This window comes from Chimaeribacter coloradensis (assembly GCF_002858715.1).
Taxonomy (GTDB): Bacteria; Pseudomonadota; Gammaproteobacteria; order Enterobacterales; family Enterobacteriaceae; genus Chimaeribacter; species Chimaeribacter coloradensis.
Genome location: NZ_PJZH01000017.1, coordinates 24,881 through 37,908, shown reverse-complemented (window position 1 = coordinate 37,908; position 13,028 = coordinate 24,881). Strand labels below are relative to the sequence as shown.

Here is a 13,028-nt window from a genome sequence, read left to right as displayed (position 1 = left end):
TGATTTGATGTCAGTCTATAGTTAATAACTATCACTAAACGAATACTTTTATGATAGCTGTTTAAGGCCTCATATGTCTTAATGAGCGCTCCTTTAACCTCTTACGCAATCATAGGTGAACAATTGTCTGTTGCTGATTTTGTCGAGGATAGTCTGGGCTCTGATTTGAGAAAAAAATTAGAGAAGATTGGAACTGGTGGTGCCAGTAACGAAAAAGGAAGCAGATATGAATCTTACTTTGCAGTTGCAAAAATCTGCTCAGCTGTAGCAGCTTCAATCCATAATTCGAATTTCGATAATTATTCAGTATCCGCTCAAGAAGTCGCCTTTGTAGACGACATTTGCTACAAAATTCATGATTTACATGAAAAAACCAACTACCAAGCAAAAAATTCATCTGGCCCTACGGCATCATGGACAAAGGACATTGAAGAACGCTGTTCATATCAAAAAATTATTGACTTGGACTATCACGGCGCAAAAACATCTAAAAATGTCTTGCTAGTTAGTTCGAGGGCTAAGCGGCAAAACAACATCAAAAAGATACCTTTGAGTATGCGTGAGTACTGTTTTTGCGAACACTTCCCATATCTTGAAAGTTCTAGTTCGCTCATACTGGCCCATAAGCCCTTACGTGACGATTTAAAAGCAATCTGTGCAGATGATAATCTTCAGACACTTGATACCGCTTTTAAAATCATTCACAGTGCATGGGCAACTAGCAGCTCTAAAGCACAGCGTACAGTGGGCGATATTGTAGGAGAGGCAAAAAGAATGTCTCGCCCGAACATCTTCCATGCATTGTTACCAGAACGGGAAGTGCCGGGTTGGTTGATGGAAAAATGTGCGACTTTCAATGGCTGTTACGCTAGTGTAGAATCCGGCGTCGTTTACGTAAGCTACAATGGATTGAAGATATCTGTGCCAAATGCTGTGGATATCGATCGTGAGTTGCAGGAAGCTTTACTAAGCACTAAGAAAGTGGAAGTGTTTTTGCAGTCGCTTACTGATTTTACTAAGCAAAGCTTTGTTTGAAGCTTTGAAACTGGAACTGAGATGAGGTGAGGAGGGACATATGGCCACTCCCGAAAACAGAAGCTTTAGCCAATACGCCAATGATGGTGCTAAAGCTGCGCTTCAAAGCCTTTTGAGAAGTGATGTCAATCCGGAAGAGTATCAAGCTGCGATGACGCAGCTGGGCTCGATGCTGGGCGAGATTATTTCTCCATTGATTCCAAGCTCAGCAAAATGCTTAGTCGTATCGACTGCTGAAGATGCCGATTACCTTTCCCGCGGCGTGCTGAGCGAACTCAAGCATGGCCACATTGCAAAGACGGCGGTTTTTTGGAACAACCATTATTCGCTTGAGAACGGCACTAGCGTGGCTCCAATCGTTCATAAATTTTTGGAGCCAGGCTATGAAAAAGCTAATCAACTCGTGGTTGTAAAATCAATTATTTCGGGAAGCTGTGTTGTAAGGACGAACCTTCTTGAGGTCATTGAACAAGTTAAAGCCAAAACGATCTACATCGTTTCTCCAGTTATGCACAAAAATTCTGAGGCCTCTCTGATAAGTGAATTTCCGTCAAACATAAGCAAAAAGTTTAAATTTGTTTATTTTGCTCAGGATTCCGTGAAAGACAAATCTACAGGGGAAGTCACGCCTGGGATTGGTGGAGAGGTTTACCCAAAATTGGGATTAGAGGGCCAGCCAGTGAAAGCTGGTTTCATACCTGAATTGGTAAAAGAATTAGCCCATATGCACTAAGGCCCTCAATTGAGGGCTTTTTTACTATCTACATCTTCTCTTCCAAGCGCTGTAAATGTCCTTATCCCATGCTTTTCCTGCTTTCGTCTGATACCCAGCCTCGTTAATACGTTCTGCGATAATACGCCCGTTATCGAACCCCTGCGCGATAGCTTCTTCGACGATACTAATTACAGCTGGCTCATCGTACGGCAAAGGAGGTATGCCCTGCTTCCCGCCAATAAGTGCTGCGGCAGCCAACTCCATTCTCTCCACCAGCGCCATTATGCGCGCGTCAGAGTTATTCTCTGGCCGGCTAAGCTTTTGCCTGATGGCATCGACAAGCCATGCGGTTTTATCACCACCAGCAGCGCTAACAGCATCGGTAAAATCCTCGCTTAGCTCGGCAGGCAGACGGAAGGTCACGGAAAGGGATTTGCTCATAGGCCACCAGAATCAGAGGAGAGGTGAACATTTTATCACCGTAAGACGGTGTAAGACACTCACTTTTGTTGGTTCACCTGATAGGCTTTGTTGGTTCAATTCTGGGTTGTGTTAGTTCATTTTTTTATAATTAATCCTTACAAAACAATAAAATTTACAAATTGAACCAACTGAACCAACTGAACGACATGTTTTTGCTTATATATATGTGAGCATTGATAATGGCTTACCTTCCATTAAAGGATGATCGTTAATGAGCTGGGAGAAAGGCGGTGCGGTACTACTGGGGGTGATAATTACGTTAATTGTTACCATCTTAAAGGAGGCAATATCGGCGTTCTTAAAACGGAAAGCCGAAAGGGCTCATGTTACTGTGCAGCTAGTTTTGCTTTTAGACCAATTTGCTTCAGAATGCGCCTCAGTTGCCGGTGATGATGGCACATGGCTCGGGCAGCGCGACAAGGATGGAGGATTGCGAGCTCAAGTAGATGAACCTAAGCTAGATTATTCAGGCATAAAAGGCGAATGGAAGTCATTATGGCCTAACTTAATATACCAAGTTCATGATTTAGCTTTACAGCAAACTTACGCTGACCAAACCATTAGAAACGATTTTGAAGAGTCTTCCCCACCTGATGACAACTTGTCGTTTGAGACACGCCAATACGAATATGCAAGGTTAGGTTTAAAAGCTTACGCTATTGCGTCAGATCTACGAGACAGGGCTGGTCTGCCTCAAAGGACATGGAATAGCTGGAATCCCATTTCTTATCTCAGAGAGACAGTACAACGAATTGATGAACGTAGGCAGGTATTAGCCATGTTTCACCAGGGTCTGCTAGGAAAAGATAAAATTTAACATGCACACGGTTTTTTGGTGTACACATGAGTGTACCTCTTGAGAATAACCAAAATTACAATCCCTTTCTTCAAGCGCCCTAAGGATGTTCACTCAATAATCAGATTCAGAACATCGAGTAACCTTCCTGAAGGTAACCCGCACGTTTACGTACCGCACCAGCCCGCCTCCCCGGCGGGCTTTTTATTGCCTGCTGTAGATCAGCGTCTGGTTTTACGGCGTCGCGTCAGGGCGGCGATGCCCAGCCCGGCCAGCGCCAGCACCGTTACCCCTACCATATGGGAATCCACGGAGATCGCCTTGTTTTTGGCCTGCCCGCTGAAACGGCCGTGGGTACGGTGCAGGTTCTCCACCGGTTCATACAGATAATCCGGGCGCAAGGGGGTCTCTGGTTCTTCCGTCATCTGCCCGCTGTAGGCCTGTTTCGCCAGGAGTTTGTCCAGCATGCCGGGGAATAACATGTTGCCGAGGATCGATTGCAGCGTCGCTTTGCCGAGCCAGATCTCGCGCGGCGCACGTCTGGCGGCGTCAAAAATCGCGCGTGCGGCCACCTCCGGCTGGTAAATCGGCGGAACGGGCTGCACGCGATGGCTGAGTTTATTACGTGCCCATTCAAACTGCGGGGTATTGATGCCCGGCAGGTGCACCATTGTCAGGCGCACCCGGCTTTTGTCATGGATCAGCTCACTGCGCAGCGAATCGGTAAAGCCGCGTAATGCCGCTTTGGCAGCGCAATAAGCGGATTGCAGCGGAATAGAGCGGTAGGCCAGCGCGGAGCCGGTCTGCACGATCGTGCCGTGGTCGCGCGGTTTCATCCGCTTCAGGGCGGCGAGCGTGCCGTTGACCGCCCCAAGGTAGGTGACGTCAGTGACGCGCTTATATTCGTCAGCCGTCATCTCGTTGGCCGGGGCGATCACCGTATTCATGGCAACGTTTACCCAGACATCGATAGGACCCAGTTCGTTTTCAACCCGATCGGCCGCACGTTCCACCTGCGCAGCATCAGAAACATCTGCCGGCAGCCCCAACACCCGGCCACCGTAAGCCTCAAGTTCTTCAACGGCGCTGCGCAGCCCCTCTTCCCCCCGGGCAAGTATGGCGACATCAAACCCTTCCTGAGCAAAATGGAGAGCGGTGGCCCGGCCAACACCCGCCGATCCCCCTGTAATAACTGCCACACGTGCGTGATTACTCATTGATGTCTCTCTGTTGAAATAGGTCATTGATGCAAAAAGCATAGCAGCCATGTGTATCCGCGCCCGGTCAGCCTGAGAGGAATAGGCAACAGGCAGAGAGGTATGGGTATTTTTCAGCCAGCCCGGCGCGCCTATCATCCCCCCTGTTGACACAGCGTCAACGTCTGTTTTTTTCCATTTTCTGAAAGGGGACACCTATGACCGGTATCAGGAACAAAGTGATTGCCATCACCGGCGCGAGCAGCGGCATCGGCGAAGCAACGGCACGTTTGCTGGCGGAACGCGGCGCGCGGGTCATTGTCGGCGCACGCCGTATGGATCGGCTGAACACGCTGGTCGATGAGATTCGCGCTCAAGGCGGTGAGGCCTGGGGCCAGGCGCTGGACGTCACCCGCCTGGAAGAGGTCGAAGCATTTGTGGCGCTGGCGATGAGCACGTTTGGCCGCCTGGATGTCATGATCAACAACGCCGGCGTCATGCCACTGTCGCCGCTCTCCTCACGTAAGGTGGATGAGTGGAACCAGATGATTGACGTCAATATCCGCGGCGTGTTGCACGGTATTGCCGCCGCCCAGCCGGTGATGGAGGCACAACAGCGCGGCCACATTATTAACATCTCCTCAATTGGCGGGCTGAGTGTGTCCCCTACTGCCGCCGTGTACTGCGCCACGAAATATGCCGTGCGCGCCATCTCTGACGGTTTACGGCAGGAGACCGATACGCTGCGCGTGACCGTGGTCTACCCCGGCGTAGTGGAATCGGAACTGGCGAACACCATCACGGATGACACCGCCCGGCAGGCGATGGACACTTTCCGCAGCGTGGCCATTAAACCCGATGCCATTGCAAGGGCGATCGCTTACGCCATTGAACAACCGGACGATGTGGACGTCAGTGAGCTGGTGGTCCGCCCGGTGGCCAGCCCCTATTAACTGTCACCCGCGGCCTGTCAGGCGTTTCCGGCATAAATGCCGTGACACCCTGCTGCTGTAGCCCGGCAATCAGGGCCGTAACCGGGGGGTGATGCAGAAACGCCCACAGGTGCGCGGCCCGTTTTTTACCAATCCCGGCATGGGCATGCCAGTCATCTTCCGTGCGCCGGGAGATCGACGCCCAGCTGCCGCCGCTCAGGGCATTCAACGCATAGGGCGGCAACCCCAGCGCACTCAGCCACTGCCTCAGGCTTTTTTGCCGGGCCAGTTGCAGGCTGGCATACATTTTTTCCGCCTGTTTAAGGCTGAACCCGGCCCCTGCGGCCAGATCATCACGGCTCAGCTGCAGCCAGCCTGTCAGCGACGCCAGCTTTCCGTTGTCGAGCAGTTTTCGCCAGCTCTCCGGCCCCATTCCGGCCAGCGCCAGGCCATGCGGCCCGCTGAGCCAGACCAGCCGCGCCAGAAATTGCTCCCGGCATTCCGGCGTCAGGGTAAAGCAGGTGAAGGGCGTGAACCGGTGCGGATCGGGGTACGCCACCGGTTTGCGATCCTTTACCCGCCAAGCGACCCCTTCCAGCCTCGGGATGCCTTGCCCCGCCAGCGCAATGATCACCCGATCCCCTTCTGCCAGATCCCACTGTTTCAGCCGTGATGGTGAACCGATATTGACGCGGCTGACCCGCTTGTCATCCAGCTGTATGGGGTGGAGGTTAAGAATCGCGGCCACTTTCCCGGTTCTGCCGACGGCAAACTCAATGGTGCGGATCGCTGCCGTCTGGCGGGCGGGAGGGTATTTCCAGGCAAGGGCCCAGCCCGCAGGCTGATTACGCCAATAGCGCCCTGCCGGGCTTTGCCCTTCGCGGATGACGACGCCGTCGGTGACAAAGGGCAACGGGGCGTTAAACCACTGCTCCCGCTGCGCCTCTGTCTGCGCGAAGCCGGTAACCGGCAGGGTATAACGGGCTGTCAGCGGGAAACCCAGTTCCGCCAATGCATGCAGGCGCGCCGCCATCTCTGCCGGGCCGTCCGGCCATTCCCAGACAAAAAAGCCGAGTTGCTGCAGTTCCGGCGCGGCCTCACGACGCATTAATAACCCGGCCGCCCGGTTACGGGCATTGAGGCCGCCTCGTGCCGACTGCTGATGACCGGTCATCTTCAGGAAAATTTCACCCTGCAGGGTGACATCCTGCCAGCGGCTCCCGGGCGGCAGGGTCAGCGGCACGCTGCCCATCCGGCGCACCTGCGCCGTCCATGCCTGACCCCGGAGGCCGTCACCCCGGCTGATAGCGGACACCAGCCTGCCGTGGCGGTAAATCAGGGTCACCGCCACGCCATCTATTTTGGGCTGAATCCATAACCCCTGTTTTCCGTCCATCCACTTTTTCAGGGCCGTGGCGTCCGCGGCTTTTTTCAGGCCGGTATGGGCTATCGGGTGGGGCACCTTACCCGCCGCCAGCGTGGGGGCATCGGGTGGGCTGCCCGCGCACTGCTGCCACTCCCCAAGCGTCTGGCGCAACTGATCATAAAGCGTATCCTCTATCAGGCTGATGCCCTGCTGGTAATAGGCGGTGTCACACGCCGCCAGCCGGCTGCTCAGCGCCGCGATCTCCCGGGTCAGCCGTGCGTTGTCCCACGCCGGGCAATCCACAGAGGCGCGCGCCGGTACCACGCCATACACCAGCCCTATTCCTATCAGTATCAATAATAAACGCATAGCGCCCTCCTTTTGCCGGGAGTTAACGCCCGTTACGGCAAAAGGGCGAGCAGCAGAGGGCGGTTCTGGAAGCGGGGCCGAAACAATAAATGCCATCCTGCAAAGGGGATATTTTATTTGCGGGATGCCTCGGCTATCCGGCAGAACCGATAGCGCAAACCGGGAGTTTCCGGTAAATAAACGCGAACGCTGCATCCGGGCGGGTAGCCGTGTATACTGTGCGGAGACATTCTCTTCCGCATCAACATATCAACCGTTACAGCTGAAACATCACCTATGGCTCAAGGCACGTTATATATTGTCTCTGCCCCCAGCGGCGCAGGGAAATCCAGCCTGATTCAGGCTTTGCTGAAAACACAACCGCTTTACGACACCCAGGTTTCTGTTTCCCATACCACCCGCGCCATGCGCCCGGGCGAAAAGCACGGGGAGCACTACTTTTTCGTGTCTGAAGCAGAATTCTGCGACATGATTGAGCAAGATGACTTTCTTGAGCATGCGCAGGTGTTCGGCAACTATTACGGCACCTCACGGGCCGCGATTGAGCAAGTCCTGAAAACGGGTGTTGATGTGTTTCTGGATATCGACTGGCAGGGTGCCAAGCAGATCCGGGAAAAAATGCCGGACGCGCGCAGCATCTTTATTCTGCCGCCGTCGAAAGAGGAGCTGGGGCGCCGCCTGCGTGGCCGCAACCAGGACAGCGAAGAAGTCATCGCCAAACGCATGGCGCAAGCCGTCGCGGAGATGACACACTTTGCCGAATACGATTACCTGATCGTTAATGATGATTTTGATCTGGCCCTGCTGGATTTAAAAACCATTATTCGCGCTGAACGTCTGCGTCTGGGCCGCCAAAAGCTCAAGTATGACGGTTTAATCACCAAATTATTGGCAGACTGAAGTCACTTTCAGTATTATGCCCAGTCATTTCGTCACCTGTGGAGTAGCACTTATATGGCACGCGTAACTGTTCAAGACGCTGTAGAGAAAATTGGTAACCGTTTTGACCTGGTGTTGGTCGCTGCTCGTCGGGCGCGCCAGATTCAGGTAGGCGGTAAAGATCCGCTGGTTCCGGAAGAGAACGACAAGTACACCGTTATCGCCCTGCGTGAAATCGAAGAAGGTCTGATCAATAACCAGATTCTCGATGTGCGCGATCGTCAGGAACAGCAAGAGCAGGAAGCCGCTGAAATTCAGGCTGTGACCGCCATCGCCGAAGGCCGCCGTTAATCGGAGTTGTAAAAGACCTTGTACCTGTTTGAAAGCCTGAATCTGCTGATTCAAAAATACCTGCCCGAGGAGCAGATCAAGCGCCTCAAACAGGCATACCTCGTTGCGCGTGATGCGCATGAAGGTCAGACCCGCTCCAGCGGTGAGCCGTACATTACTCACCCTGTGGCGGTCGCCTGCATTCTGGCGGAAATGCGCCTCGACCACGAAACGCTGATGGCGGCCCTGCTGCATGACGTCATCGAAGATACGCCTGCGACCTATCAGGATATGGAGCAGTTGTTCGGCAAAAGCGTGGCTGAACTGGTTGAGGGCGTCTCTAAGCTGGATAAGCTTAAATTCCGCGATAAGAAAGAAGCGCAGGCGGAAAACTTCCGCAAGATGATCATGGCGATGGTGCAGGACATCCGCGTCGTCCTGATCAAGCTGGCCGACCGGACGCACAACATGCGTACCCTCGGTTCGCTGCGGCCGGACAAGCGCCGCCGCATCGCGCGTGAAACGCTGGAGATCTACAGCCCGCTGGCCCACCGGCTGGGTATCCACCATTTGAAAACCGAGCTGGAAGAGCTGGGTTTTGAAGCCTTGTACCCGAACCGTTACCGCGTGATTAAAGAGGTCGTCAAAGCGGCCCGCGGCAACCGTAAGGAGATGATTCAGAAGATTTTAGCTGAAATCGAAGGGCGGCTGACGGAAGCCGGCATCGAATGCCGCGTGAGCGGGCGTGAAAAACACCTCTACTCGATCTACTGCAAAATGCACCTGAAAGAGCAGCGTTTTCACTCCATCATGGACATTTACGCCTTCCGCGTCATCGTGAAAGAAGTTGATACCTGCTACCGCGTGCTCGGCCAGGCCCATAGCCTGTATAAGCCGCGCCCCGGCAGGGTCAAAGATTATATCGCCATTCCCAAGGCCAACGGCTACCAATCCCTGCATACCTCATTGATCGGCCCGCACGGCGTACCGGTTGAGGTTCAGATCCGCACCGAGGATATGGATCAGATGGCCGAAATGGGGGTGGCTGCGCACTGGGCCTATAAGGAACAGGGCGAATCCGGCACCACGGCGCAAATCCGGGCGCAGCGCTGGATGCAAAGCCTGCTGGAGTTGCAGCAGAGCGCAGGCAGTTCGTTTGAATTCATTGAAAGCGTGAAATCCGATCTCTTCCCGGATGAGATTTACGTCTTCACCCCGGAAGGGCGCATTGTGGAGTTACCGGCCGGCGCGACGCCGGTGGACTTTGCCTATGCCGTGCATACCGATATCGGCCACGCCTGCGTGGGCGCGCGCGTTGACCGGCAGCCTTACCCGCTGTCGCAGTCACTGAGCAGCGGCCAGACGGTTGAGATTATCACCGCACCGGGCGCCCGCCCGAATGCCGCCTGGCTCAATTTTGTGGTGAGCTCCAAAGCGCGCGCCAAAATCCGCCAGATGCTTAAGAACCTCAAGCGTGACGACTCCGTGTCGCTGGGCCGCCGCCTGCTGAACCATGCCCTCGGCAATGGCCGCAAGCTGTCGGACATCCCGGAAGAGAATATCCAGCGCGAGCTGGAGCGGATGCGCCTTGCCTCTATGGATGATCTGCTGGCGGAAATCGGCCTCGGGAACGCCATGAGCGTGGTGGTGGCTACCAATCTGCTGGGTGACCACACCACCATCGGCCCGACCGGTATGCGCAACCTGCCGATCAAAGGCGCGGACGGGGTATTGATTACCTTTGCCAAATGCTGCCGCCCGATCCCGGGTGACCCGATCATCGCCCACGTCAGCCCCGGTAAAGGGCTGGTGATCCACCATGAGTCGTGCCGCAACATCCGCGGCTATCAGAAAGAGCCTGAGAAATTCATGGCGGTGGAGTGGGACGATCAGGAGCTGGATCAGGAATTTATCACTGAAATCAAAGTGGATATGTTCAACCATCAGGGCGCACTGGCGAACCTCACGGCGGCGATTAACGCGGCGGAGTCCAATATCCAGAGCCTGAGCACCGAAGAGCGTGATGGCCGGGTTTACAGCGCCTTTATCCGCCTGACCGTGCGTGATCGTATTCATCTGGCGAATGTGATGCGTAAGATTCGTATTATGCCGGATGTGATCAGAGTAAACCGAAACCGAAACTAAGGCTGATGACCCCACAACGATACGCGCGAATCCGCGAAATGCTGACTGCCAGACAACCGGATCTCACGGTATGTATGGAGCAGGTTCATAAGCCCCACAACGTCTCGGCCGTGATCCGCACGGCCGATGCGGTGGGTGTGCATCAGATTCATGCGGTCTGGCCCACCGACCGCATGCGCACGCTGGTCTCTTCCGCTGCCGGCAGTAACAGCTGGGTGCAGGTGCAAACCCACAAAACCATTACCGACGCTGTGACCTGCATGAAAAGCCAGGGCATGCAGGTGCTGGCCACCCACCTCTCTGACCACGCTGTGGATTTCCGCGAGATTGATTACACCCGCCCGACCTGCATTCTGCTGGGCCAGGAGAAAACCGGCATCACGCCGGAAGCGCTGGCCCTGGCCGACCGCGACATCATTATCCCGATGGCCGGTATGGTGCAGTCACTGAATGTCTCCGTGGCCTCGGCGTTAATCCTCTATGAGGCCCAGCGTCAGCGCCAGAACGCCGGTATGTACCACCGCGACACCTGTATGCTGGATGACGACGAACAGCAGCGTCTGCTGTTTGAAGGCGGCTACCCGGTGCTGGCAAATGTGGCAAAGCGCAAAGGCTTGCCGCGCCCGGCGCTGGATGAAACCGGCCAGATCGTGGCAGACCCCGCCTGGTGGGCCGCGATGCAGTCCACGGAGCGCTGAATGGAAGGCCGCCTGCTGGATGCCATTCCGCTCACCTCCCTTTCCGGGGTTGGCGCCAGCCAGGCGGGCAAGCTTGCAAAGCTCGGCCTGGAAACGCTTCAGGATCTGCTGCTGCACCTCCCGTTACGCTATGAAGACCGTACCCACCTTTACCCGATTACTGACCTGCTGCCCGGCATTTTTGCCACGGTAGAGGGGGAAGTGCTGCGCACGGACATCAGCTTCGGCCGCCGCCGGATGATGACCTGCCAAATCAGCGACGGCACCGGCGTCGTGACCCTGCGTTTTTTCAACTTCAATGCGGCCATGAAAAACAGCCTGGCCAACGGCCGCCGGGTCACGGCTTATGGGGAGATCAAACGCGGCCACCACGGCGCAGAGATTATCCACCCGGAGTACCGTATTCAGGGCGAGAACAGCGAAGTGATTCTGCAGACGTCGCTGACGCCGGTCTACCCGGCGACGGAAGGCATCCGGCAGGCGACACTGCGCAAGCTGACCGATCAGGCGCTGGAGTTGCTGGAGACGGTGCCGATTGCCGAGCTGCTGCCGGAAGAGTTACGCCGTTCGATGATCTCCCTGCCGCAGGCGCTGCATACGCTGCACCGCCCGCCGCCGGACATCCGCCTCGAAGATCTGGAAAAGGGGCAGCACCCGGCCCAGCGCCGCCTGATTATGGAAGAGCTGCTGGCGCATAACCTCAGTATGCTGGATGTGCGTGCCGGGGCGCAGAGCTATCAGGCGTTACCGATCCCCCACGACACCCAATTGACGCAGCGTTTCCTGGCGTCCCTGCCCTTTAGCCCGACCGGGGCGCAGCGGCGGGTGGTCTCAGAGATTGAGCAGGATCTGGCGCGCGGTTTCCCGATGATGCGGCTGGTTCAGGGTGACGTCGGCTCCGGTAAAACGCTGGTCGCGGCGCTCGCCGCCTTGCAGGTGATCGCCCAGGGCAAACAGGTGGGCATGATGGCCCCGACCGAACTGCTGGCAGAGCAGCACGCCACTAACTTCCGCAACTGGTTTGAGCCGCTGGGCATCCAGGTGGGCTGGCTGGCGGGCAAGCAGAAAGGCAAGGCGCGCCAGGCCCAGCAGGAGACGATCGCCTCCGGACAGGTGTCGATGGTGGTGGGCACCCACGCCATCTTCCAGGAGCAGGTACAGTTCAATGGCCTGGCGCTGGTGATTATCGACGAGCAACACCGCTTTGGCGTGCACCAGCGGCTGGCGCTGTGGGAAAAGGGGCTGGAACAGGGCTTCCACCCGCACCAGCTGATCATGACCGCTACCCCCATCCCGCGGACGCTGGCAATGACAGCGTATGCCGACCTCGACACCTCGGTGATCGACGAGCTGCCGCCGGGCAGGACGCCGGTAACGACCGTGGCCATTCCCGATACCCGCCGTGAGGAGATTATTCAGCGGGTGAAAGGGGCCTGTCAGCAGGAGGGGCGGCAGGCGTATTGGGTCTGTACCCTGATTGAAGAGTCCGAAATGCTGGAAGCGCAGGCCGCGGAAGTAACCTGGGAAGGGCTGAAAGAGGCGCTGCCCGGCCTGAACATCGGGCTGGTGCATGGCCGGATGAAGCCGCAAGAGAAGCAGGCGGTGATGCAGGCGTTCAAACAGGGTGAGATTCAGCTGCTGGTCGCCACTACGGTGATTGAAGTGGGCGTGGATGTGCCGAATGCCAGCCTGATGATTATCGAAAACCCGGAGCGGCTGGGGCTGGCGCAATTGCACCAGCTGCGCGGCCGCGTGGGCCGCGGCGCGGTGGCCTCCCACTGTGTGCTGCTCTACAAAACGCCGCTGAGCAAAACCGCCCAGCGCCGCCTTCAGGTATTGCGGGACAGCAATGACGGCTTCGTCATTGCCCAGCAGGATCTGGAAATCCGTGGGCCGGGTGAGCTGCTCGGCACCCGCCAGACCGGCAGCGCCGAGTTCAAAGTCGCTGACCTGCTGCGCGATCAGGCGATGATTCCGGAAGTGCAGCGCGTGGCGCGCCACATCCACCAGCGCTACCCGGAACATGCCAAAGCACTGATCGAGCGCTGGCTGCCGGCGCGCGCCCGCTATACCAACGCCTGAGC

At 56.1% G+C, this 13,028-nt stretch carries 12 protein-coding genes; 9 read left to right on the top strand and 3 right to left on the bottom strand.

The window, feature by feature from the left end:
• The first annotated feature begins 81 nt into the window (after positions 1-81).
• Both CYR32_RS21460 and CYR32_RS14905 read left to right on the top strand, forming a co-directional pair.
• The gene (locus CYR32_RS21460; protein WP_146000708.1) at positions 82-1,035 is read left to right on the top strand and encodes a hypothetical protein; all 954 of its coding nucleotides are present in this window, start codon (positions 82-84) and stop codon (positions 1,033-1,035) included.
• 40 nt (positions 1,036-1,075) lie between these two features.
• Complete coding sequence (locus tag CYR32_RS14905) at positions 1,076-1,768, top strand: hypothetical protein (protein WP_101825790.1); 693 nt, start codon at positions 1,076-1,078, stop codon at positions 1,766-1,768.
• 24 nt (positions 1,769-1,792) lie between these two features.
• Here the strand turns inward: CYR32_RS14905 and CYR32_RS14900 are convergent, their stop codons facing one another.
• On the bottom strand, positions 1,793-2,191 hold the full coding sequence (locus tag CYR32_RS14900) for a hypothetical protein (protein ID WP_101825788.1): 399 nt from the start codon (positions 2,189-2,191) through the stop codon (positions 1,793-1,795).
• A 253-nt stretch (positions 2,192-2,444) separates the two neighbouring features.
• Between CYR32_RS14900 and CYR32_RS14895 the strand changes: the two genes are divergently transcribed.
• Positions 2,445-3,050 carry a hypothetical protein gene (locus CYR32_RS14895; RefSeq protein ID WP_101825786.1) on the top strand — a complete coding sequence of 202 codons (606 nt, stop codon included), beginning with the start codon at positions 2,445-2,447 and terminating at the stop codon, positions 3,048-3,050.
• A gap of 200 nt (positions 3,051-3,250) precedes the next feature.
• Here CYR32_RS14895 and CYR32_RS14890 read toward each other — a convergent pair whose 3' ends face one another.
• Positions 3,251-4,246 carry an SDR family oxidoreductase gene (locus CYR32_RS14890; protein ID WP_101825784.1) on the bottom strand — a complete coding sequence of 332 codons (996 nt, stop codon included), beginning with the start codon at positions 4,244-4,246 and terminating at the stop codon, positions 3,251-3,253.
• A 197-nt stretch (positions 4,247-4,443) separates the two neighbouring features.
• Between CYR32_RS14890 and CYR32_RS14885 the strand changes: the two genes are divergently transcribed.
• Complete coding sequence (locus CYR32_RS14885; protein ID WP_101825782.1) at positions 4,444-5,178, top strand: SDR family oxidoreductase; 735 nt, start codon at positions 4,444-4,446, stop codon at positions 5,176-5,178.
• On the opposite strand, the gene ligB is transcribed toward CYR32_RS14885, so the two are convergent.
• Entirely contained in the window at positions 5,138-6,892 is a 1,755-nt protein-coding gene (gene ligB / locus CYR32_RS14880; RefSeq protein WP_101825779.1) for an NAD-dependent DNA ligase LigB, read from the bottom strand. The genes CYR32_RS14885 and ligB overlap by 41 nt on opposite strands.
• A 276-nt stretch (positions 6,893-7,168) precedes the next feature.
• On the opposite strand from ligB, the gene gmk reads away from it, so the two are divergent.
• The 5 genes from gmk to recG are packed head-to-tail and all read left to right on the top strand — an operon-like array spanning position 7,169 to position 13,026.
• On the top strand, positions 7,169-7,792 hold the full coding sequence (gene gmk, locus CYR32_RS14875) for a guanylate kinase (RefSeq protein WP_101825777.1): 624 nt from the start codon (positions 7,169-7,171) through the stop codon (positions 7,790-7,792).
• Between the two features lie 54 nt (positions 7,793-7,846).
• A complete protein-coding gene (gene rpoZ, locus CYR32_RS14870; protein ID WP_101817459.1) occupies positions 7,847-8,122 on the top strand; it encodes a DNA-directed RNA polymerase subunit omega in 276 nt (91 codons plus the stop codon).
• 18 nt (positions 8,123-8,140) lie between these two features.
• Positions 8,141-10,246, top strand: a complete 2,106-nt coding sequence (spoT, locus tag CYR32_RS14865) for a bifunctional GTP diphosphokinase/guanosine-3',5'-bis pyrophosphate 3'-pyrophosphohydrolase (protein WP_101825775.1) — start codon at positions 8,141-8,143, stop codon at positions 10,244-10,246.
• 5 nt (positions 10,247-10,251) lie between these two features.
• Complete coding sequence (gene trmH / locus CYR32_RS14860; RefSeq protein ID WP_101825774.1) at positions 10,252-10,944, top strand: tRNA (guanosine(18)-2'-O)-methyltransferase TrmH; 693 nt, start codon at positions 10,252-10,254, stop codon at positions 10,942-10,944.
• Positions 10,945-13,026: an ATP-dependent DNA helicase RecG gene (recG, locus tag CYR32_RS14855; protein ID WP_101825772.1), complete on the top strand. Its 2,082-nt coding sequence runs from the start codon at positions 10,945-10,947 to the stop codon at positions 13,024-13,026. It abuts the gene before it with no gap.
• The last annotated feature ends 2 nt before the right edge of the window (positions 13,027-13,028 follow it).

Excerpts from the sequence above, each read along its gene's own strand:
- CYR32_RS21460 (WP_146000708.1), top strand. The coding sequence starts at position 82 with ATGAGCGCTCCTTTAACCTCTTACGCAATCATAGGTGAACAATTGTCT.
- CYR32_RS14905 (WP_101825790.1), top strand. The coding sequence starts at position 1,076 with ATGGCCACTCCCGAAAACAGAAGCTTTAGCCAATACGCCAATGATGGT.
- CYR32_RS14900 (WP_101825788.1), bottom strand. The coding sequence starts at position 2,191 with ATGAGCAAATCCCTTTCCGTGACCTTCCGTCTGCCTGCCGAGCTAAGC.
- CYR32_RS14895 (WP_101825786.1), top strand. The coding sequence starts at position 2,445 with ATGAGCTGGGAGAAAGGCGGTGCGGTACTACTGGGGGTGATAATTACG.
- CYR32_RS14890 (WP_101825784.1), bottom strand. The coding sequence starts at position 4,246 with ATGAGTAATCACGCACGTGTGGCAGTTATTACAGGGGGATCGGCGGGT.
- CYR32_RS14885 (WP_101825782.1), top strand. The coding sequence starts at position 4,444 with ATGACCGGTATCAGGAACAAAGTGATTGCCATCACCGGCGCGAGCAGC.
- ligB (WP_101825779.1), bottom strand. The coding sequence starts at position 6,892 with ATGCGTTTATTATTGATACTGATAGGAATAGGGCTGGTGTATGGCGTG.
- gmk (WP_101825777.1), top strand. The coding sequence starts at position 7,169 with ATGGCTCAAGGCACGTTATATATTGTCTCTGCCCCCAGCGGCGCAGGG.
- rpoZ (WP_101817459.1), top strand. The coding sequence starts at position 7,847 with ATGGCACGCGTAACTGTTCAAGACGCTGTAGAGAAAATTGGTAACCGT.
- trmH (WP_101825774.1), top strand. The coding sequence starts at position 10,252 with ATGACCCCACAACGATACGCGCGAATCCGCGAAATGCTGACTGCCAGA.
- recG (WP_101825772.1), top strand. The coding sequence starts at position 10,945 with ATGGAAGGCCGCCTGCTGGATGCCATTCCGCTCACCTCCCTTTCCGGG.